This window comes from Pseudomonas sp. GM17, assembly GCF_000282175.2.
Taxonomy (GTDB): Bacteria; Pseudomonadota; Gammaproteobacteria; order Pseudomonadales; family Pseudomonadaceae; genus Aquipseudomonas; species Aquipseudomonas chlororaphis.
Genome location: NZ_CP124732.1, coordinates 250,557 through 268,985, shown reverse-complemented (window position 1 = coordinate 268,985; position 18,429 = coordinate 250,557). Strand labels below are relative to the sequence as shown.

Genomic DNA, 18,429 nt, shown 5'->3' with positions numbered 1-18,429 from the left:
TTTAACCGGCGATCTCTGCCATACGTTGCCACAAGGCGTAGTACACCTGCCCGGATTTTTGCTCGCGGTGCAGGCGCCAGTTCGCCGGGAGGCCGAGGGTCGACGGCGCGGTTTCACTTTCGGTATAGACCCAGGCGTCGTCGGCCAGCCAGTCGCGTTCTTCCAGCAGGGCACAGGCGGCGGGCAGCAGGTTCTGATGGAACGGCGGGTCGAGGAACACCAGGTCGAAACGGCTGGCCGGCTGGGTTTCCAGGTAACGCAGGGCGTCGGCGGTCTGCACCTGGCCGACGGTGCAGCGCAGGGTGCCCAGGTGTTCGCGCAGGCGCGACACGGCCAGGTTGCTGGCATCCAGCGCCTGGCCCATGGCGGCGCCACGGGACAGGGCTTCGAGAAACAGCGCGCCGCTGCCGGCGAACAGGTCGAGCACCTTGGCCCCGGCGACATAGGGCGCCAGCCAGTTGAACAGGGTTTCGCGCACCCGGTCCGGAGTCGGGCGCAGGCCCGGCACATCGGGGAAGCTCAGGCGGCGGCTGCGCCACTCGCCGCCGATGATGCGCAGTTGGCCCACACCGTTGTGCTGGTTATGGACGGGTTTCTTGCTGGGACGCGATGGGCTGGCCATTAGTGCTCCGGAACCCCGAGCGGCTGCTCGGCGGGTTTGTCAGTAGGGGCCGGCAACGGCTTTTGCGGCACGGTCGGGCCGGCGGTGACGATGACCATCTTGTCGGCGCCCAGGTGCTTGTTCAGTACGTCCCGGACCTGCTCCACGGTCAGGCTCTGGGACTGCTGCATGAAGTCTTCAAGATAGCTCAGCGGCAGGTTGTAGAAGCCGATGGCGCCCAGTTGGCCGACGATGTCGGCGTTGCTGGCGGTGGACAGCGGGAAGCTGCCGGCCAGTTCGCGCTTGGCGTCGTCGAGTTCCTTCTGGGTCGGGCCGGTCTTGAGGTAGTCGGCGAGCACGTCCTGCACCAGCTTGAGGGTGCCCTCGCTCATTTCGGCACGGGTCTGCAGGTTGATCATGAACGGGCCACGGGCCTGCATCGGGCTGAAGCCGGAATAGACGCCGTAGGTCAGGCCGCGCTTCTCGCGCACCTCGCTCATCAGCCGGGTGCCAAAACCGCCACCGCCAAGGATCTGGTTGCCCAGGGACAACGCGGCGTAGTCCGGGTCGTCACGATCGATGCCCAGTTGCGCCAGCAGCAGGCTGGTCTGGCTGGAGGGGTATTCGATATGGCCGATGCTGGCCTGTGGCTCGCTCGGTTGCGGGATTTTCGCCAGCGCCGGGCCTTTGGGCAGGGCGGCGGAGATCTGCGCGGCAATCGCCTCGGCATCGCTGCGCGACAGGTCGCCCACCAATGCGATCACCACGTTGCCGGCGGCATAGGCCTTGGCGTGGAACGCCCGCAGTTGGGCCAGGCTGATCGGCGGCACGCTCTGCGCGGTGCCATCGCTGGAATGGGCATACGGATGGCTGCCGTACAGGCGGTTCATCAGTTCCAGGCTCGCCAGCTTGCCGGGGTTCTGCTTCTGGTACTCGAAGCCGGCGAGCATCTGGTTCTTGATGCGCGCCAGGGAGTCGGCCGGGAAGGTCGGCTTGCCGACGACATCGGCGAACAGCTGCAGGGCCGGCGTGCGTTTGTCCGGTGCGCTGAGGCTGCGCAGGGACGCGATGGCCATGTCCTTGTAGGCACCGTTGCCGAAATCGGCACCCAGGCCCTCGAAACCTTCGGCGATCGCGCCGACATCCTTGCCGGCCACGCCTTCGTTGAGCATGGCGTTGGTCAGCATCGCCAGGCCTGGCGCGTCGCCATCCTGGCTGCTGCCGGCGGCGAAGGTCAGGCGCATGTCGAACATCGGCAGCTCATGGGCTTCGACGAACAGCACCTTGGCGCCTTCGGCGGTGCTCCAGGTCTTGATGTCGAGGCTGCGGCGGCTTGGGGCCTTGCCGTCGAGCTCGGTCAAGGATTGCAGCTTCTGGCTGCTCTTGGCCTTGTCCAGCGCCTGGCTGGCGTCGGATTGGTCCGCGCGCAGCAGATAAAGGCCGGCGGCGGTGATCAGGGCCACGAGTGCCAGGCCGAGCAGGACCGGGCTGGCGCTTTTGCGCTTACTCATGAGCGGACTCCTCAGGCAATACGTGGGCAACGCTCAGGCGTTCGCGGGTGAAATAGGTACGGGCGGCCTTCTGGATGTCTTCAGGGGTCACGCTTTGCAGTTCGGCGAGTTCGGTGTCCATGAGTTTCCAGGACAGGCCGACGGTTTCCAGCTGGCCGATGGCGGTGGCCTGGCTGGTGATGGAGTCACGTTCGTAGACCAGGCCGGCGATCACCTGGGCGCGCACGCGTTCCAGTTCTTCGGCGGTCGGCGGAGTGGTTTTCAGCTCTTCGAGCAGGCGCCACAGTCCGGCTTCGGCCTGGGCGATGGTTTTCTTCTTCTGGCTGTTGGGCATGGCCGAAAGCAGGAACAGGCTGTCGCCGCGGGTGTAGGCGTCGAAGCTCGACGAGCCGCCGGACACCAGCTCTTCGCCGCGCTCCAGGCGGGTCGGGATGCGGGCGCTGTAGCCGCCGTCGAGCAGCGCGGCGATCAGGCGCAGGGCGTGCACCGAATGCTTGTCTTCGGCGGTGGCGATGCTCGGCACGTTGAAGGCCAGCATCACGCTCGGCAGCTGGGTCTTCACCCGAAGGGTGATCTGCCGCTCGCCGGGCTCGGCCAGTTCCAGGGGAATCTTCGCCGCGGGCACGGCGCGCTTGGGAATGGCGCCGAAATAACGTTGGGCCAGGGTTTTGACTTCGTCCGGGGTCACGTCGCCGACCACCACCAGGGTGGCGTTGTTCGGCACGTACCAGGATTCATACCAGTGGCGCAGTTCCTCGACCTTCATCCGGTTGAGGTCGGCCATCCAGCCGATGGTCGGCGTGTGGTAGCCGCTGGCCGGGTAGGCCATCGCCTTGAAGCGCTCGAAGGCCTTGGACATCGGCTTGTCGTCGGTGCGCAGGCGGCGCTCTTCCTTGATCACTTCGATTTCGCGGCTGAACTCGTCCGGCGGCAGGCGCAGGCTGGCCATGCGATCGGCTTCCAGCTCGAAGGCCACGCCCAGGCGGTCACGGGCCAACACCTGGTAATAGGCGGTGAAATCGTCGCTGGTGAAGGCGTTCTCTTCGGCGCCCAGGTCGCGCAGGATCAGCGAGGCTTCGCCGGGGCCGACCTTTTCGCTGCCTTTGAACATCATGTGTTCCAGGGCGTGGGACAAACCGGTCTGGCCCGGGGTTTCGTAGCTGGAGCCGACTTTGTACCAGACCTGGGAGACCACGACCGGAGCCCGATGGTCTTCGCGGACCACGACCTTGAGGCCGTTGTCGAGGGTGAATTCGTGGGTGGGTTGTGGATCGGCAGCCAAGGCTGAAAGGGGCAGACAAACCGTACTGAGCAGCAGGCCTGCGGCGCGGCGGGCTAGAGCATTCATTCGTTTTTTAAACCTGTTGGACTGCCCGCTTGGTCTTAGCGTCGGCGGGCGAGGAGATGCTAGGATACTGATCCGTTTTACTGGCGGCCACGCCTATCAGGCTCGCATGGATCAATGTGTGCTTGAGCAGGTTGTATGGGTTTCCGGCAAGAAGTCTGGATTTACCAGCTAAACTTCGACTTTTCGCCGATTTTGCCGTTTCAGTCCTTTAGTAAAATCGATCCTTGAGATGCCATTGGGCACCTCGACAAAATGTTGCGCGTGAACAAGCCGGCGGAAACGCAGTCTGTTCTGCATCGAATATTTATTTGCCGGTGCGCCTTGATGGCGCGTCGCTACCTTGAGATAGCCGTCCTCCATGTTTGGTTCCAACGACGACAAGAAGACCCCAGCCGCGGCTGGCGAGAAGAAAGGCCTGTTCGGATGGCTGCGCAAAAAGCCGCAGGAAACCGTCGTCGAACAGCCACAAGTCCCTGTCGAGCCTGCCCCGGCTCCCGCTCCCGTGATAGAGCAAGCCCCGGTTGCCGAAGTCGCCGCTCCTGTGGTGTCGCCGATCGCCGAGCCGATCCGGCAGCCTGAACAGCCCGCACCAGCGGCCGAACCTGCTCCCGCGCCGGAACTGCCGCTGACCCCCGATCCCGAGCACAAGCCCTGGCTGACCCTGCCGGTGGCGGAAGAACCGGTGGCGTTGGTGGAAGACGAGCAGGCGCCGCACATCACCCCGCCGATTCCGGCCGCGACCGATCTGCAGCAAGCCGCCGAGCTGTTGGTGGCCGAGTTGGCACACAGCAGCGAGCCAGCTGAAGCCCAGGCGCAGATTGAAGAAGAGGATGTGCCACAACCGGTGATCGCGGCTTTCGTGAAACCCGAACCTGTTCCAGAACCGGAGCCTGCCCCGGTTGTCGTTGCTCCAGTTGCTCCAGTCGCGGCGGTCGAAGCGCTCGCTGTCGCCGAGCCGCCCCGTGCCGAGGAAAACAAGGTCGGCTTCTTCGCCCGCCTCAAGCAGGGCCTGTCCAAGACCAGCGCCAGCATCGGCGAAGGCATGGCCAGCCTGTTCCTGGGCAAGAAGACCATCGACGACGAGTTGCTGGAAGATATCGAGACCCGCCTGCTGACCGCTGACGTGGGCGTGGAAGCCACCGCGGTGATCATTCAGAACCTGACCCAGAAGGTCGCGCGCAAACAACTGACCGACGTCGATGCGCTGTACAAGTCGCTGCAGGCCGAACTGGCGAGCATGCTCAAGCCGGTGGAGCAGCCGCTGCGGATCGCTTCGCAAACCAAGCCGTTCGTGATTCTGGTGGTGGGCGTCAACGGCGCCGGCAAGACCACCACCATCGGCAAGCTGGCCAAGAAGCTGCAGCTCGAAGGCAAGAAGGTCATGCTCGCCGCGGGCGACACCTTCCGCGCCGCGGCGGTGGAACAGCTGCAAGTCTGGGGCGAGCGCAACAAGATCCCGGTCATCGCCCAGCACACCGGCGCCGATTCGGCTTCGGTGATCTTCGACGCCGTGCAGGCTGCCAAGGCCCGTGGCATCGATGTGCTGATCGCCGACACCGCCGGTCGCCTGCACACCAAAGACAACCTGATGGAAGAGTTGAAGAAGGTTCGCCGGGTGATCGGCAAGCTGGACGCCGACGCGCCGCACGAAGTGCTGCTGGTGCTCGATGCCGGTACTGGTCAGAACGCCATCAACCAGGCCAAGCAGTTCAATCAGACGGTCGAGCTGACCGGCCTGGCCCTGACCAAGCTCGATGGCACCGCCAAGGGCGGGGTGATCTTCGCCCTGGCCAAGCAGTTCGGCCTGCCGATCCGCTACATCGGCGTCGGTGAGGGCATCGACGACCTGCGTACCTTTGAAGCCGAACCCTTTGTCCAGGCACTGTTTGCCGAGCGGGAGCGTTCATGATTCGTTTCGAACAGGTCGGTAAGCGTTACTCGAACGGCCATGTTGGCCTGCACGAGCTGAGTTTCCGGGTCCGTCGCGGCGAGTTTCTGTTCGTCACCGGCCACTCTGGCGCCGGCAAGTCCACGCTGCTGCGTTTGCTGCTGGCCATGGAGCGCCCGACCAGCGGCAAGCTGCTGTTGGCCGGTCAGGACCTGAGCACCATCAGCAATGCGCAGATTCCGTTCCTGCGGCGGCAGATCGGCGTGGTGTTCCAAAACCACCAGCTGCTGTTCGATCGCACCGTTTTCAACAACGTCGCCTTGCCGCTGCAGATCCTCGGCCTGTCCAAGGCTGAAATCGCCAAGCGCGTGGACTCGGCCCTGGAGCGCGTGGCGCTCTCGGACAAGACCGATCTCTACCCGGGCGACCTGTCCACCGGTCAGCAGCAGCGCGTCGGCATTGCCCGCGCCATCGTGCACCGCCCGGCCTTGCTGCTGGCGGACGAACCCACAGGTAACCTCGACCCGCGTCTGGCGGCGGAAATCATGGGCGTATTCGAAGATATCAACCGTCTGGGCACCAGCGTGCTGATCGCCAGTCACGACCTGGCGCTGATCGCGCGCATGCGTCACCGCATGCTGACCCTGCAACGCGGCCGATTGATCGGCGACGGGGAGGCTGGCGTATGAGTGCGACCCGCAGCCCCAAAGTGGCCGAACGCGTGGCTCCGAAAGCCTCGGACCAGCCGCCGCAGAAGAAAAAGCGCGACGAAGACGACGGTCCGGATTTCGGCACCCTGCTGCACGCCTGGATCGAAAGTCATCGCGCCAGCCTGCTGGACAGCCTGCGTCGCCTGGGCAAGCAACCGATCGGCAGCTTCTTCACCTGCCTGGTGATGGCCGTGGCCCTGAGCCTGCCGATGGGCTTGTCGTTGTTGCTCAACAACGTCGAGCGCCTGGGTGGTTCCTGGCAGCGCGCGGCGCAGATTTCCCTGTATCTGGAACTCGACGCCAGCGCCACCGAGGGCGAAAGCCTGAGCGAGCAGATCAAGGCCATGCCGGGCGTGGCGGATGCCGAGTTCATCAGCAAGGACAAGGCCCTGGACGAGTTCCAGCAGCAGTCCGGGCTGGGCGAGGCGCTCAAGGAGTTGCCGCAGAACCCGCTGCCGGGCGTGGTTCTGGTCACGCCGAACGAAGTGGACAAGGCAACCCTGGAAGCCTTGCGTCAGCGCCTGGCCCAAATGCCCAAGGTGCAGCAGGCGCAACTGGACCTGGTGTGGGTCGAGCGGCTGGCGGCGATCCTCAAGCTGGGCGACCGGTTTGTCTTCGGTCTGACGGTGTTGTTGGTTTCTGCATTACTTTTGGTGATAGGCAATACCATTCGTCTTCATATTGAAAACCGCCGCACCGAGATAGAAGTGATTAAACTCGTCGGCGGCACGGACAGTTATGTGCGGCGTCCCTTCCTTTATATGGGCGCTCTGTATGGCTTCGGTGCGGGGGTTCTGTCCTGGGGTGTTCTGGCGTTCGGCCTCGATTGGCTGAACGACGCGGTGGTGGGGCTGGCCGGTTTGTACGGCAGTGATTTTGCCTTGGCTGGCGTGCCGGTCGCCGATGGTCTATCACTCTTGCTTGGCGCGGTGTTGTTGGGGTATATCGGTGCGTGGATTGCGGTCGCCCGCCACTTGCGGGAGCTGGCGCCGAAATAGTGTCTTTTTGCTTGTATTGACCTTTTAGAATTTTTGGGAACTTGTTTTGCGGTTTCCGGTCAATTTTCAGCAGTGCTGAATAAGCACGAGTTATGTGAGTCGGAGGTTTTTTCGTATGACCACTTCTTTGCAACCTGCTTATGCCTTGGTCCCGGGTGCGAACCTGGAGGCCTATGTGCACACGGTGAACAGCATTCCATTGCTGACGCCCGAGCAGGAGCGTGAACTGGCCGAGAGTCTCTACTATGAGCAGGATCTTGAGGCGGCTCGGCAGATGGTGCTCGCCCACCTGCGTTTTGTCGTACATATCGCCCGTAGCTATTCCGGCTACGGTCTGGCCCAGGCCGACCTGATTCAGGAAGGCAATGTCGGGCTGATGAAGGCTGTAAAACGCTTCAACCCGGAAATGGGTGTGCGTCTGGTTTCGTTCGCCGTGCACTGGATCAAGGCGGAAATCCACGAGTTCATCCTGCGCAACTGGCGCATCGTGAAAGTCGCGACCACCAAGGCCCAGCGCAAGCTGTTCTTCAACCTGCGCAGCCAGAAGAAACGCCTGGCCTGGTTGAACAACGAAGAAGTCCATCGTGTGGCGGAAAGCCTCGGTGTGGAGCCGCGCGAAGTGCGCGAGATGGAAAGCCGCCTGACCGGCCATGACATGGCCTTCGACCCAGCCGCCGAAGCGGATGACGACAGCGCCTTCCAATCGCCGGCCAACTACCTGGAAGACCACCGGTACGATCCGGCCCGTCAGCTGGAAGATGCCGACTGGACCGACAACTCCACCAGCAACCTGCACGAGGCGCTGGAAGTGCTGGACGACCGCAGCCGCGACATTCTCTACCAGCGCTGGCTGGCGGAAGAGAAAGCCACGCTGCACGACCTGGCGCAGAAGTACAACGTGTCGGCCGAGCGTATCCGTCAGCTCGAGAAGAGCGCGATGAACAAGCTCAAGCTGTCGATTGCCGCGTAATACACCACGCAATAAAAAACGCCCCGATCCGATCGGGGCGTTTTTGTTTGTGGCGTTGGAGTGGTGGTGTCTGTGGGGATGCTATCGCGAGCAAGCTTCGCTCCTACAGAGGAAGACGCGGGCCTGTGGCGCGATCAGATCCTGGGCGTCACTGCGCCCACAGCGCCTTGCGCGAATCGTTCAGGCCCAGCAGGTAGCTGTCGCCACCCAACTGGCTCATCTGTCGGCGGATCCAACCGGCCCGTTGTGCCACGTAGCCGCTCGGATGGCTGGCGCTCCATACCCGAGGGTTGGGCAGGACCGCGGCCAGCAGGCTGGCCTGTTGCCGCGACAGCGAGCCCGCGCTGACACCGAAGTGATGCCGCGCCGCGGCCTCGGCGCCAAATACGCCTTCGTCCCACTCGACGCTGTTGAGGTAGACCTCGAGAATCCGTTGCTTGGGCCAGAAGATCTCGATCAGCCCGGTGAACCAGGCTTCCAGCCCTTTGCGCAGCCAACTGCGCCCGGACCACAGGAACAGGTTCTTCGCCACCTGCTGGCTCAGGGTGCTGGCGCCGCGAATCGAGCCGCCGCGCTCGTTGTGGGCGAAGGCGGCCTGGATCGCGCCAATGTCGAACCCCCAGTGTTCAGGGAACTTCTGGTCTTCGCCGGCGATCACCGCCACCTTCAGGTCGTCGGAGATTTCGTCCCAGGGTTTCCAGCTGCGTTGCAGGTCGATGGGCTCACCATCGATCCAGGATTCGATCTTGCGTTCGACCATCAAGGCCGTGCCCGGAGGCGGCACGACGCGGAACACCAGCACCAGCAAAACGCTGCCGACGGCGAACCAGAACAGGGCTTTAGAGAAACGACGGAAAAATAAACGCAGCATAGAGATGGCTTGGCCGAACCCGTTGAGCGCGCCATTATACAGGCCCGACCGACGATTCTGACTGGAGTTCCTCATGCTGCGTGGCTTCCTGATGCTGGCCGCCTTTTTCGGCTTTACCGGCGTTGCCCTGGGCGCATTTGCCGCCCACGGCCTGAAAAATCGCCTGAGCGCGGAATACCTGGCGATTTTCCATACCGGCGTCACCTACCAGCTGGTGCACACCCTGGCGCTGCTGGGCGTGGCACTGCTGGCCACGCAGATTCCCGGCCGCCTGGTGACCTGGGCCGGCGCTTCGTTCGCCATCGGCATCCTGCTGTTTTCCGGCAGCCTCTACCTGCTGACCCTGACCGGTTTCAGCAAGCTGGGCATCGTCACCCCCTTCGGTGGTCTGGCCTTCCTGATCGGCTGGTTGTGCCTGGGTCTTGCCGCCTGGCGGTTGAGCTGACCGGCAGGTCCATTTCGAGACGAATGGCTTGGGTCGGCCAGACTGATCGGGCTAGAATGCTGGCCCCTAAAAATGATGGCGGCATTCGGCATGCGCATTCAGTTGAACGGCGAATCCTTTGAACTGCCCGACGGCGAAACCGTTGCGGCCCTGCTGACCCGTCTGGACCTGACCGGACGCCGGATCGCGGTCGAACTCAACCTGGATATCGTCCCGCGCAGCCAGCACGCCGAGACCACCCTCAACGAGGGCGATCAGGTCGAAGTGGTGCACGCCATCGGCGGCGGCTAGCCACCCGGGCCAGGGCTGGCCCCACCCACGCATTCTGCAAGAACCTCACCCCAACAGAGGATTTCCGATGAGCAACGTTCGCAGCGACAAGCCTTTCGTCCTGGCCGGTCGTACTTACCAGTCGCGTTTGCTGGTAGGCACCGGCAAGTACCGTGACATGGAAGAAACCCGCCTGGCCATCGAGGCCTCGGGGGCCGAGATCGTCACCGTCGCCGTGCGCCGGACCAATATCGGGCAGAACCCGGGCGAACCGAACCTGCTGGATATCCTGCCGCCGGATCGCTACACCATCCTGCCGAACACCGCTGGCTGCTATGACGCGGTCGAGGCCGTGCGCACCTGCCGCCTGGCCCGTGAGCTGCTCGACGGCCACAACCTGGTGAAGCTGGAAGTGCTGGCCGACCAGAAAACCCTGTTCCCCAACGTGCTGGAAACCCTCAAGGCCGCCGAAGTGCTGGTCAAGGAAGGTTTCGACGTGATGGTGTACACCAGCGATGACCCGATCATCGCCCGCCAGCTGGCGGAAATGGGCTGCATCGCGGTCATGCCGCTGGCCGGCCTGATCGGTACCGGCCTGGGGATCTGCAACCCGTACAACCTGCAGATTATCCTCGAAGAAGCCAAGGTCCCGGTGCTGGTGGATGCCGGTGTCGGCACTGCCTCCGACGCCACCATCGCCATGGAACTGGGCTGCGAAGCGGTGCTGATGAACTCGGCCATCGCCCATGCGCAACAACCGGTGCTGATGGCCGAAGCCATGAAGCACGCCATTGTGGCAGGCCGCCTGGCGTACCTCGCCGGCCGCATGCCGAAGAAACTCTATGCCAGCGCCTCCTCGCCGCTGGATGGTCTGATCAAGTAAGAGCCATTGATGACTGAATCAAACGACACGCCAATCCAGCCGGAAGCCGGCGACGAGCGCCAACACCGCCGCATCAAGAGTTTCGTGATGCGTGCCGGGCGCATGACCGAAGGCCAGCAGCGCGGCCTGGAGCAGGGCGCGCCGCTGTATGTGCTGCCGCTGGCCGACGCGCCGCTGGATTTCGATCAGGTGTTTGGTCGCTCGGCGCCACGCTCCCTGGAAATCGGCTTCGGCATGGGCCACTCGCTGCTGGAAATGGCCGCGGCCGCGCCGGAGCAGGATTTCATTGGTGTGGAAGTGCACCGTCCGGGTGTCGGCGCGTTGCTCAACGGCGTGCTGACCCAGGGCCTGACCAACCTGCGGGTCTACGATTGCGATGCGATCGAAGTGCTCAACCGCTGCATCGCCGATAACAGCCTGGATCGCCTGATGCTGTTTTTCCCCGATCCGTGGCACAAGAGCCGTCACCACAAGCGGCGTATCGTCCAGGCGTCCTTCGCCGAGCTGGTGCGCAGCAAGCTGAAGGTCGGCGGCATCCTGCATATGGCCACCGACTGGGAGCCTTATGCCGAGTACATGCTGGAAGTGATGAATGTCGCGCCGGGTTACCGCAACCTGGCCGAAGACGGCAAGTGCGTGCCACGCCCGGCCGAACGCCCGATCACCAAGTTCGAGCGCCGCGGCGAGCGCCTGGGCCATGGGGTGTGGGATCTGAAGTTCGAAAAGCTGGCGTAAGCCCTGCTGTGTAGGAGCATCCGTTCGATGCTCGATTGCTCGCAATCAGCTGCCAGGCTGAAAGATAGCGGCGCTGCGAAGTCCGCTATCGCGAGCAAGCTTCGCTCCTGCGGGGCGCGGCTTATCGGCGGTCGGCGACGACACCGATCAACACCAGCACCACCAGCAGCACCGGCGCCAGGCTGTAGTTGTTGAACTGGCTCAGGCCGCGGACGATCCATGGCGTGGCGTAGATCAGCGCGGCACCGCTGCCGATCATGCACAGCAGCGCCATCATTGGTACGCGCAGGGCGCCGGCGAGGCCGCCCAGGCGTGCTTCGACCCAGCCCTTGATATCGGCGCCGAACAGCACCAACAGGCAGCCGACGAGGGCCAGGGAGATTTCTGAAAGGTTGCTGCGACTCCAGCGGGACACGGTAGCGAGCAGGTCGAGTATCAAATCCATTCGTTTTCCCTTAGGGCTGAAATCAGCTCAGAAATTTCTGCAGCAAGTCATTGAGGAACAGCTGGCCGCGCGGGGTGGCGGCCAGGCGTGACGGTTCGACCTGTAACAGGCCGCTTTGTTCGGCGTCGCGGCGACCTTCGGCGAGGCTTTCCAGGGGCAGCCCGGTACGCTCCGGATACAGTCGCGCCTCGACGCCTTCGGTCAGGCGCAGGGCGTTCATCAGGAACTCGAACGGCAGCTCTTCGTTGCTCAGGTCCTTTTCGCCGGCCTTGAAGTGTTTCGCCGGGTTGAGGTAGTCCTTGGGCAGGCGGGTCTTCCAGGTGCGCACGATGCGCCCGTCCGGATGGCTGAGCTTGCCGTGTGCCCCGGCGCCGATGCCGATGAAGTCGCCGAAGCTCCAGTAATTGATGTTGTGCCGGGCCGCCCGACCGGGCTGGGCATAGGCCGAGACTTCGTACTGTGCATAGCCGTGCTCGGCCAAAAGCGCCTGGCCGGCTTCCTGGATGTCCCACAGGGTGTCGTCTTCCGGCAGCGTCGGCGGCTGGTTCCAGAACACCGTATTGGGTTCCAGGGTCAGCTGGTACCAGGACAGGTGGGTCGGCTTCATGGCGATGGCCTGGTGCAGGTCGCCCAAGGCGTCGTCCAGGGACTGGTCGGGCAGGCCGTGCATCAGGTCCAGGTTGAAGTTGTCGAACCCGGCCTGGCGCGCCATGCCGGCGGCGCGCACGGCTTCGTCGCCATTGTGGATGCGGCCCAGGGCCTTGAGCTTGTCTTCCTGGAAACTCTGGATGCCGATCGACAGGCGATTGATGCCCAGGGCGCGATAGGCGGTGAACTTCTCCTGTTCGAAGGTCCCGGGGTTGGCTTCCAGGGTGATCTCGATGTCGCGGGCGAACGGGATGCGTTGCTCCACACCTTTGAGCAACCGGCCTAGGGCCTGGGCGCTGAACAGGCTCGGCGTGCCGCCGCCGAAGAAGATCGAACTCAGCTCGCGGCCGTAGACGGCGGGCAGGTCCTGGTTGAGGTCGGCCAGCAGGGCGTCGACGTACTCTTCTTCCGGCAGCACCGGGCTGGCGGCGTGGGAGTTGAAGTCGCAGTAAGGGCATTTGCGTACACACCACGGGATGTGGATGTACAGCGCCAGGGGCGGCAGTTGGGGCAGGGCCGCCCGGGGCGTTTGCGCACCGCCGAGAATCAGCGGTGGCGCGGACGAATCAATGGTCATTGCAGGCTCAGGCGTTGCCGCAGAATGGCCATGGCGCGGGCGCGATGGCTGAGTTGGTTCTTTTGGATCGGGTCCAGCTCGGCGCTGGAGCAGTTGCGCTCCGGCACCCAGAACAGCGGGTCGTAGCCGAAACCGTGTTCGCCGCTGGCGGCCGTGAGGATGCGCCCGTGCCACAGGCCTTCGCAGAGGATCGGCAGCGGATCCTCGGCATGTCGCACCAGCGCCAGGACGCAGACGAACTGCGCGCCGCGCTCGGCCTCGGGAACGTCCTTCAGGGCGTCCAGCAGCTTGGCGTTGTTCGCCGCGTCGCCCTGGCCGTCGGCGTAGCGCGCCGAGTAGATGCCCGGCGCGCCGCCGAGGAAATCCACCGCCAGGCCGGAATCGTCCGCCAGCGCCGGCAGGCCGGAAATGCGCGAAGCGTTGCGGGCCTTGAGGATGGCGTTCTCGACGAACGACAGGCCGGTTTCTTCCGGTTCGACGCTGCTGAACTCGCCGATCGAGCGCAGGTGCACCGAGTCGCCGAGCATGGCCTGGAGTTCCTTGAGTTTGCCGGCGTTATGGCTGGCCAGTACGAGTTGGGTAAAAGTCATCATTCGCCGGGGAAAAGCTCTTGGTTGAAGTTAATGGTGTTGATCGCGTCACCGGTCTGCACCTTGATTTCGAAGGTGCGGGTTTCCTGCTGTTCCACCGGGTACTGGGCGATGTAGTAGATCGCGCCCTGTTCGGTGACCTGCTTGAATTTCAGCGGCACCGACTGGCTGGTCAGGTCCTTGACGGTCCCGGTGACCTGGGCGACCAACGGTTTGCCGGCCTTGAGCACGGAAACGTTGATCACGCCCTGGTTCTTGCTGCGCACCAGCTCCGCGGCCTTGGCGATATCCGGTTGCAGGAAGGTGGAGTTGAAGGTGTTGTAGTGCACGGTCACGTCACCGAACACTTCCTGGCGCTCGCCCTTGATGGGCTCGGCGGCCATCGCCGACGCGCTCAGGCACGCTGCCAATAGAAAAGTAACCAAGCGACCCATGATCGTTCTCCTTGCTTTGAACCTGGTTTATACCGCGATCTGGTGATCCTGCAGGCCGGGGCTGCTGACGCGGTAGATGCCGATCTCACCTAACAGATTAGGCCATAGCTTACTGGCCCACCCGTGCCGGTGCTGTTGATCCACCGCAAGGCGATCGATGACCTTGGCTTCACGTTCGCGGCAAAGCTCTTCAAAGTCCTCGAACGTGCAGAAGTGGATGTTCGGCGTGTTGTACCAGGTGTACGGCAGGAATTCGGAGACCGGCATCCGTCCCTTGCTGGCCAGATACCAGCGGCAGCGCCAGTGGCCGAAGTTGGGGAAGGTGATGATGCACTGGCGGCCGACCCGCAGCATTTCGTCGAGGATCCGATCCGGGTAGTGCACGGCCTGCAGGGCCTGGGTCATGACCACGATATCGAAGCTGTTGCTGGCGAAGTTGCCCAGGCCCTTGTCCAGGTCCTGCTCGATGACGTTGATGCCCTTGGCCACGCACTCGGCGATGTTGTCCGGGTCGTTTTCCAGGCCATAGCCGGTGACTTGCTTGTGATCGCGCAGCCAGCTCAGCAGTTCGCCATTGCCGCAACCGAGGTCGAGCACGCGGCTGCCGGCGGGGATCCATTCTTGGATGATTTCCAGATCGGCTCTCATGGCGTCCTCACAGCGTTATACGGTTCATGTAGTTGCCGAACGCCTGCAGGTAACGCGGGATCGGAATCAGAAAGGCGTCGTGGCCCTGTGGGGCATCGATTTCCAGGTAGCTGACGTCCTTGCGCGCGGCCATCAGGGCATCCACCAGCTCCCGCGAGCGGGCCGGGGAGAAGCGCCAGTCGGTGGTGAAGGACATCACGCAGAACTTGGCCTTGGCGCCTTCGAAGGTTTTCGCCAGGTTATCGTCGAAGTTCGCCGCCGGATCGAAGTAATCCAGGGCCTTGGTCATCAGCAGGTAGGTGTTGGCGTCGAACCGCCCGGAGAACTCCTCGCCCTGATAACGCAGATAGCTTTCGACCTGGAACTCGACGCTGTGGAAGTCGTAGTTGAGCTTTTCGCTCTTCAGGCCACGGCCGAATTTCTCGCCCATGGAGTCGTCGGACAGGTAGGTGATGTGCCCGACCATCCGCGCCAGCATCAGCCCGCGCTTGGGGATCACGCCCTGTTCCTGGAACGAACCGCCGTGGAATTCGGGGTCGGTGAGGATGGCCTGGCGCGCCACTTCGTTGAAGGCGATGTTCTGCGCCGACAGCTTGGGCGCCGAGGCGATGGCCAGGCAATGGCGCACACGGTCCGGGTAGGTGATGGTCCATTGCAGGGCCTGCATGCCGCCCAGGCTGCCGCCGATCACGGCGGCCCACTGGTGGATGCCGATGCGGTCGGCCAGGCGCGCCTGGCTGTGCACCCAGTCTTCCACGGTCAGCACCGGGAAATCGGCGCCGAACGGCTTGCCGGTGTCCGGATTGACGCTACTTGGGCCGGTGGAACCGTTGCAGCCGCCGAGGTTGTTCAGGCTGACGACGAAGAACTTGTTGGTGTCGATCGGCTTGCCCGGGCCGATGCAGCTGTCCCACCAGCCCGGCTTGCGGTCGTCGGGGCTGTGGTAGCCGGCGGCGTGGTGATGGCCGGACAGGGCGTGGCAGATCAGCACGGCATTGCTCGCCGTGGCGTTCAGCTGGCCGTAGGTCTCGTAGATCAGATCATAGGCTGGCAGGGAGCGGCCGCAGGCCAGGGCCAGGGGCTCGCTGAAATGCGCCACTTGCGGCGTCACCAGACCAACGGAATCGGCGGGAAAGGCAGTTGGCATCGACCCTGCTCTCGTTTAAATGAGGCGTAAGTCTAAAGACCGCTGCCCCCAGCGGCAAGCAAAGGCCGGGGCTGATTCTCCCGCGACTTGTGACGAACCTTGTAGCCGCTGCCGCAGGCTGCGATCGGCTCCGCAGGAGACGTGCTCTTGAGGGCCTCGAAGGGCCTTCGGCCCTTATCGCAGCCTGCGGCAGCGGCTACAGAGAGTGATCAGGACGGACGCTGTAAGTCCGGCAGGTCCGGGAGTTTTTTCGGCGCGTTGATCCGCACCCGTTTCTGCCGGTTCAGCTCGCCGCTGATCAGGCTGACCTGGCTCTTGGACACGCCGAACGCCTTGGCCAGGAACGCCATCAAATAAGCGTTGGCCTTGCCCTCCACCGGTGGCGCGGTGAGGCGGATCTTCAGGCGCTCACCATGCAGCCCGGCGAAATCATCGCTACGGGCCGCAGGTTGCAGGTGGCACTCCAGGATCAGGTCGTCGCCGTCCCAGCGAAAGTAACTCATCACAGAGGCCGGGTCAGATCAGCAGACGCAGGATTTCCGGCATCATGGTCATGGCCGCCAGGTTGTTGATCACCAGCATGTCGATCAGCTTGAGCACCATGAACGCCAGGATTGGCGAGATATCCAGGCCGCCCATGCTCGGCAGGATGCGGCGGAACGGCGCCAGGGCCGGCTCGCAGATCTGGTTGACCAGCTCGGCGCCCGGGTTATGGCTGCCCGGGGCGACCCAGGAAAGGATCACGCTGATGATCAGGGCGAAGAAGAAAATCTTCATGAACAGCGCGGTCACGCCAATGATCGACCAGATCAGCAGTTGCAGCGGGTTGCCGGTGGTGCCGTAGGTCAGCAGCAGGGTCAGGGCCATCAGCAGCAGTTGCACGACGATCGCCAGGATCAGCGACGACATGTCCAGGCCGAACAGGCTCGGGATGACCCGGCGCATCGGCTTGAGCAGCGGCTGGGTGGCGCGCACGGCGAACTGGCACAGCGGGTTGTAGAAGTCGGCGCGTACCAGTTGCAGCACGAAGCGCAGCAGCACGATCAGCAGGTACAGGCTGCCCAGGGTTTGCAGCACGTACACCGCCGCAGTGTTCAATCCAATCATCATTGGCTCCTTATTGGCCCAGTTGTTCGGCCATCTCGGCCGAGCGGTGCGCGGCGGCACCCAATGCTTTTTCCACCAGGGCTTCGAAGCCACTGGCCTGGAACGACTTGATCGCGGCTTCCGTGGTCCCGGCCGGCGAGGTCACGCGGCGGCGCAGTTCGGCCGCGTCCACGTCGCTGGACACCGCCATGTGCGCCGCGCCCAGCGCGGTTTGCAGGGTCAGTTGGCGGGCGGTTTCCCGTGGCAGGCCGAGTTTCTCGCCGGCGGCGGTCATGGCTTCGATCAGCAGGAAGAAATACGCCGGGCCGCTGCCGGACACGGCGGTTACCGCGTCCAATTGCTGCTCCTGCTCCAGCCACAGGACGATGCCCACGGCCGACAGCAGTTCTTCGGCCTGCTGGCGTTGCGCCGCGCTCACCGCGGCGGTGGCGTACAGGCCGCTGGCGCCCTGGCGCAGCAGGGCCGGGGTGTTGGGCATGCAACGCACGATCGGCTGCTCGCCGAGCCACTTGTTCATGCTGGCGCAGGTGATGCCGGCGGCGATGGACACGATCAACTGGTGCGGTTTCAGGCTGGGGCGCAGGGCTTCGCACACGGCCTTCATGGCCTGTGGCTTGACCGCCAGCACCACCACGTCGACGCCGTCGATGGCTTCGGCGTTGTCGGCGAACAGTTCAATGCCGTGCTCGGCCTGGACCTTGGCGCGGGTTTCGGCGCCCGGGTCGCTGGCGCGGATCTGGCTGGCGTCCAGGCCCTTGGCGCGCAGGCCGCCGATCAAGCTGGCAGCCATGTTGCCGGCGCCGATAAAGGCGATACGAGTCTTGCTCATGACAGGTCCTTATTCAGAGGTGAGGCCGCCACAGTCATGGCTGGCCATAATCGCGTGCGCCAAACAAAGCGGTACCGATACGTACCCAGGTGGCGCCCTGGGCAATGGCCGCTTCGAGGTCGTGGCTCATGCCCATGGAAAGTGTGTCGGTTGGCAGGTCCAGGCTTTTGCGCAGGTTGTCGTTCAGGCTGCGCACGGCCGCGAAGGCGGCGTCCTGGGCGGCACGATCTTCGGTCGGCTCGGGAATCGCCATCAGCCCGCGCAGTTTCAGGCGCGGCAAGGCGCTGATGGCGCTGGCCAGGGCCGGCAGGTCGGCCGGCGTGCAACCAGATTTGCTGGCCTCGCCACTGACATTGACCTGAATGCAGATGTTCAGCGGCGGCAAGTCGGCCGGGCGTTGCTCGGACAGGCGTTGAGCGATTTTCAAGCGATCCACGGAATGCACCCAGGCGAAGTTCTCGGCGATAGCTCGCGTCTTGTTCGACTGAATGGGGCCGATGAAGTGCCAACTCAAGGGCAGGTCGCCAAGTTCCGCCTGTTTGCCCAGGGCTTCTTGCAGGTAGTTCTCGCCGAAGTCGCGCAGACCGGCCGCGTAGGCTTCACGCAGCGCCGCGGCGGGCTTGGTCTTGCTCACGGCCAGCAGATGGATGTTGCTTTCGTCACGTTGCGAGGCCTGCGCCGCGGCACGGATCCGTGCGCTAACCAGGGCGATGTTGTCTGCTATCGTGGACATTCGATGTACGCCAGCGGGTCTTGGGTTCGCGGCATTCTACT

The 18,429-nt window shown here is 63.8% G+C and carries 22 protein-coding genes; 8 read left to right on the top strand and 14 right to left on the bottom strand.

The annotated features are described in order from the left end of the window. Position 1: 1 nt before the first annotated feature. Genes rsmD through PMI20_RS01210 form a run of 3 tightly spaced genes read right to left on the bottom strand, consistent with a single transcriptional unit; the run spans position 2 to position 3,460 of the window. The gene (gene rsmD / locus PMI20_RS01220) at positions 2-622 is read right to left on the bottom strand and encodes a 16S rRNA (guanine(966)-N(2))-methyltransferase RsmD (RefSeq protein ID WP_007921224.1); all 621 of its coding nucleotides are present in this window, start codon (positions 620-622) and stop codon (positions 2-4) included. Further along, the gene (locus PMI20_RS01215) at positions 622-2,112 is read right to left on the bottom strand and encodes a M16 family metallopeptidase (protein WP_007921222.1); all 1,491 of its coding nucleotides are present in this window, start codon (positions 2,110-2,112) and stop codon (positions 622-624) included. Before PMI20_RS01215 ends, rsmD begins: the two co-directional genes overlap by 1 nt. Then, on the bottom strand, positions 2,105-3,460 hold the full coding sequence (locus tag PMI20_RS01210; RefSeq protein WP_007921220.1) for a M16 family metallopeptidase: 1,356 nt from the start codon (positions 3,458-3,460) through the stop codon (positions 2,105-2,107). Before PMI20_RS01210 ends, PMI20_RS01215 begins: the two co-directional genes overlap by 8 nt. A gap of 358 nt (positions 3,461-3,818) precedes the next feature. On the opposite strand from PMI20_RS01210, the gene ftsY reads away from it, so the two are divergent. The 4 genes from ftsY (at position 3,819) to rpoH (ending at position 8,026) form a co-directional block, all read left to right on the top strand. Further along, the gene (gene ftsY / locus PMI20_RS01205; RefSeq protein WP_007921218.1) at positions 3,819-5,369 is read left to right on the top strand and encodes a signal recognition particle-docking protein FtsY; all 1,551 of its coding nucleotides are present in this window, start codon (positions 3,819-3,821) and stop codon (positions 5,367-5,369) included. After that, entirely contained in the window at positions 5,366-6,037 is a 672-nt protein-coding gene (gene ftsE, locus PMI20_RS01200; protein ID WP_007921216.1) for a cell division ATP-binding protein FtsE, read from the top strand. The genes ftsY and ftsE overlap by 4 nt, the downstream gene beginning before the upstream one ends. Next, on the top strand, positions 6,034-7,056 hold the full coding sequence (ftsX, locus tag PMI20_RS01195) for a permease-like cell division protein FtsX (RefSeq protein ID WP_007921215.1): 1,023 nt from the start codon (positions 6,034-6,036) through the stop codon (positions 7,054-7,056). The genes ftsE and ftsX overlap by 4 nt, the downstream gene beginning before the upstream one ends. Before the next feature lie 115 nt (positions 7,057-7,171). Beyond that, positions 7,172-8,026 (top strand): RNA polymerase sigma factor RpoH, encoded by an 855-nt coding sequence (rpoH, locus tag PMI20_RS01190; protein WP_007921212.1) that lies wholly within the window; start codon positions 7,172-7,174, stop codon positions 8,024-8,026. A 148-nt stretch (positions 8,027-8,174) separates the two neighbouring features. Here the strand turns inward: rpoH and mtgA are convergent, their stop codons facing one another. Continuing rightward, positions 8,175-8,897: a monofunctional biosynthetic peptidoglycan transglycosylase gene (gene mtgA, locus PMI20_RS01185; RefSeq protein ID WP_007921210.1), complete on the bottom strand. Its 723-nt coding sequence runs from the start codon at positions 8,895-8,897 to the stop codon at positions 8,175-8,177. 73 nt (positions 8,898-8,970) lie between these two features. Here mtgA and PMI20_RS01180 point away from each other — a divergent pair, with 73 nt between their 5' ends. The 4 genes from PMI20_RS01180 (at position 8,971) to trmB (ending at position 11,230) form a co-directional block, all read left to right on the top strand. Next, the gene (locus tag PMI20_RS01180; protein ID WP_007921208.1) at positions 8,971-9,342 is read left to right on the top strand and encodes a DUF423 domain-containing protein; all 372 of its coding nucleotides are present in this window, start codon (positions 8,971-8,973) and stop codon (positions 9,340-9,342) included. A 90-nt stretch (positions 9,343-9,432) separates the two neighbouring features. Beyond that, positions 9,433-9,633, top strand: a complete 201-nt coding sequence (thiS, locus tag PMI20_RS01175; protein WP_007921206.1) for a sulfur carrier protein ThiS — start codon at positions 9,433-9,435, stop codon at positions 9,631-9,633. A 67-nt stretch (positions 9,634-9,700) separates the two neighbouring features. After that, positions 9,701-10,495: a thiazole synthase gene (locus tag PMI20_RS01170; RefSeq protein WP_007921204.1), complete on the top strand. Its 795-nt coding sequence runs from the start codon at positions 9,701-9,703 to the stop codon at positions 10,493-10,495. Between the two features lie 9 nt (positions 10,496-10,504). Then, the gene (gene trmB, locus PMI20_RS01165; protein ID WP_007921201.1) at positions 10,505-11,230 is read left to right on the top strand and encodes a tRNA (guanosine(46)-N7)-methyltransferase TrmB; all 726 of its coding nucleotides are present in this window, start codon (positions 10,505-10,507) and stop codon (positions 11,228-11,230) included. A 121-nt stretch (positions 11,231-11,351) separates the two neighbouring features. On the opposite strand, the gene PMI20_RS01160 is transcribed toward trmB, so the two are convergent. The 10 genes from PMI20_RS01160 to PMI20_RS01115 form a co-directional block, all read right to left on the bottom strand. Next, positions 11,352-11,675 carry a DUF3392 domain-containing protein gene (locus tag PMI20_RS01160; RefSeq protein WP_007921199.1) on the bottom strand — a complete coding sequence of 108 codons (324 nt, stop codon included), beginning with the start codon at positions 11,673-11,675 and terminating at the stop codon, positions 11,352-11,354. Between the two features lie 22 nt (positions 11,676-11,697). Continuing rightward, positions 11,698-12,900 carry a radical SAM family heme chaperone HemW gene (gene hemW / locus PMI20_RS01155; RefSeq protein WP_007921197.1) on the bottom strand — a complete coding sequence of 401 codons (1,203 nt, stop codon included), beginning with the start codon at positions 12,898-12,900 and terminating at the stop codon, positions 11,698-11,700. Next, positions 12,897-13,493: an RdgB/HAM1 family non-canonical purine NTP pyrophosphatase gene (gene rdgB, locus PMI20_RS01150; protein ID WP_009046030.1), complete on the bottom strand. Its 597-nt coding sequence runs from the start codon at positions 13,491-13,493 to the stop codon at positions 12,897-12,899. Before rdgB ends, hemW begins: the two co-directional genes overlap by 4 nt. Then, positions 13,490-13,924, bottom strand: coding sequence for a DUF4426 domain-containing protein (locus PMI20_RS01145; RefSeq protein ID WP_007921193.1), 435 nt, complete (start codon positions 13,922-13,924; stop codon positions 13,490-13,492). Before PMI20_RS01145 ends, rdgB begins: the two co-directional genes overlap by 4 nt. 27 nt (positions 13,925-13,951) lie before the next feature. Continuing rightward, positions 13,952-14,572 carry a methionine biosynthesis protein MetW gene (gene metW / locus PMI20_RS01140; protein ID WP_007921185.1) on the bottom strand — a complete coding sequence of 207 codons (621 nt, stop codon included), beginning with the start codon at positions 14,570-14,572 and terminating at the stop codon, positions 13,952-13,954. 7 nt (positions 14,573-14,579) lie between these two features. Then, the gene (gene metX, locus PMI20_RS01135) at positions 14,580-15,719 is read right to left on the bottom strand and encodes a homoserine O-succinyltransferase MetX (RefSeq protein ID WP_007921181.1); all 1,140 of its coding nucleotides are present in this window, start codon (positions 15,717-15,719) and stop codon (positions 14,580-14,582) included. A 209-nt stretch (positions 15,720-15,928) separates the two neighbouring features. Continuing rightward, the gene (locus tag PMI20_RS01130; RefSeq protein WP_007929988.1) at positions 15,929-16,222 is read right to left on the bottom strand and encodes a DUF167 domain-containing protein; all 294 of its coding nucleotides are present in this window, start codon (positions 16,220-16,222) and stop codon (positions 15,929-15,931) included. A 13-nt stretch (positions 16,223-16,235) separates the two neighbouring features. Further along, positions 16,236-16,826: a YggT family protein gene (locus PMI20_RS01125; protein ID WP_007929986.1), complete on the bottom strand. Its 591-nt coding sequence runs from the start codon at positions 16,824-16,826 to the stop codon at positions 16,236-16,238. A gap of 10 nt (positions 16,827-16,836) precedes the next feature. Further along, the gene (gene proC, locus PMI20_RS01120; protein ID WP_007929984.1) at positions 16,837-17,655 is read right to left on the bottom strand and encodes a pyrroline-5-carboxylate reductase; all 819 of its coding nucleotides are present in this window, start codon (positions 17,653-17,655) and stop codon (positions 16,837-16,839) included. 34 nt (positions 17,656-17,689) lie between these two features. After that, entirely contained in the window at positions 17,690-18,388 is a 699-nt protein-coding gene (locus PMI20_RS01115; RefSeq protein WP_007929983.1) for a YggS family pyridoxal phosphate-dependent enzyme, read from the bottom strand. Between the last annotated feature and the right edge of the window lie 41 nt (positions 18,389-18,429).

Excerpts from the sequence above, each read along its gene's own strand:
- ftsE (WP_007921216.1), top strand. The coding sequence starts at position 5,366 with ATGATTCGTTTCGAACAGGTCGGTAAGCGTTACTCGAACGGCCATGTT.
- thiS (WP_007921206.1), top strand. The coding sequence starts at position 9,433 with ATGCGCATTCAGTTGAACGGCGAATCCTTTGAACTGCCCGACGGCGAA.
- mtgA (WP_007921210.1), bottom strand. The coding sequence starts at position 8,897 with ATGCTGCGTTTATTTTTCCGTCGTTTCTCTAAAGCCCTGTTCTGGTTC.
- ftsX (WP_007921215.1), top strand. The coding sequence starts at position 6,034 with ATGAGTGCGACCCGCAGCCCCAAAGTGGCCGAACGCGTGGCTCCGAAA.
- PMI20_RS01145 (WP_007921193.1), bottom strand. The coding sequence starts at position 13,924 with ATGGGTCGCTTGGTTACTTTTCTATTGGCAGCGTGCCTGAGCGCGTCG.
- rpoH (WP_007921212.1), top strand. The coding sequence starts at position 7,172 with ATGACCACTTCTTTGCAACCTGCTTATGCCTTGGTCCCGGGTGCGAAC.
- PMI20_RS01170 (WP_007921204.1), top strand. The coding sequence starts at position 9,701 with ATGAGCAACGTTCGCAGCGACAAGCCTTTCGTCCTGGCCGGTCGTACT.
- PMI20_RS01210 (WP_007921220.1), bottom strand. The coding sequence starts at position 3,460 with ATGAATGCTCTAGCCCGCCGCGCCGCAGGCCTGCTGCTCAGTACGGTT.
- PMI20_RS01130 (WP_007929988.1), bottom strand. The coding sequence starts at position 16,222 with ATGAGTTACTTTCGCTGGGACGGCGACGACCTGATCCTGGAGTGCCAC.
- PMI20_RS01125 (WP_007929986.1), bottom strand. The coding sequence starts at position 16,826 with ATGATTGGATTGAACACTGCGGCGGTGTACGTGCTGCAAACCCTGGGC.
- metW (WP_007921185.1), bottom strand. The coding sequence starts at position 14,572 with ATGAGAGCCGATCTGGAAATCATCCAAGAATGGATCCCCGCCGGCAGC.
- rdgB (WP_009046030.1), bottom strand. The coding sequence starts at position 13,493 with ATGATGACTTTTACCCAACTCGTACTGGCCAGCCATAACGCCGGCAAA.
- rsmD (WP_007921224.1), bottom strand. The coding sequence starts at position 622 with ATGGCCAGCCCATCGCGTCCCAGCAAGAAACCCGTCCATAACCAGCAC.
- PMI20_RS01115 (WP_007929983.1), bottom strand. The coding sequence starts at position 18,388 with ATGTCCACGATAGCAGACAACATCGCCCTGGTTAGCGCACGGATCCGT.
- metX (WP_007921181.1), bottom strand. The coding sequence starts at position 15,719 with ATGCCAACTGCCTTTCCCGCCGATTCCGTTGGTCTGGTGACGCCGCAA.
- trmB (WP_007921201.1), top strand. The coding sequence starts at position 10,505 with ATGACTGAATCAAACGACACGCCAATCCAGCCGGAAGCCGGCGACGAG.
- PMI20_RS01160 (WP_007921199.1), bottom strand. The coding sequence starts at position 11,675 with ATGGATTTGATACTCGACCTGCTCGCTACCGTGTCCCGCTGGAGTCGC.
- ftsY (WP_007921218.1), top strand. The coding sequence starts at position 3,819 with ATGTTTGGTTCCAACGACGACAAGAAGACCCCAGCCGCGGCTGGCGAG.
- proC (WP_007929984.1), bottom strand. The coding sequence starts at position 17,655 with ATGAGCAAGACTCGTATCGCCTTTATCGGCGCCGGCAACATGGCTGCC.
- PMI20_RS01180 (WP_007921208.1), top strand. The coding sequence starts at position 8,971 with ATGCTGCGTGGCTTCCTGATGCTGGCCGCCTTTTTCGGCTTTACCGGC.
- PMI20_RS01215 (WP_007921222.1), bottom strand. The coding sequence starts at position 2,112 with ATGAGTAAGCGCAAAAGCGCCAGCCCGGTCCTGCTCGGCCTGGCACTC.
- hemW (WP_007921197.1), bottom strand. The coding sequence starts at position 12,900 with ATGACCATTGATTCGTCCGCGCCACCGCTGATTCTCGGCGGTGCGCAA.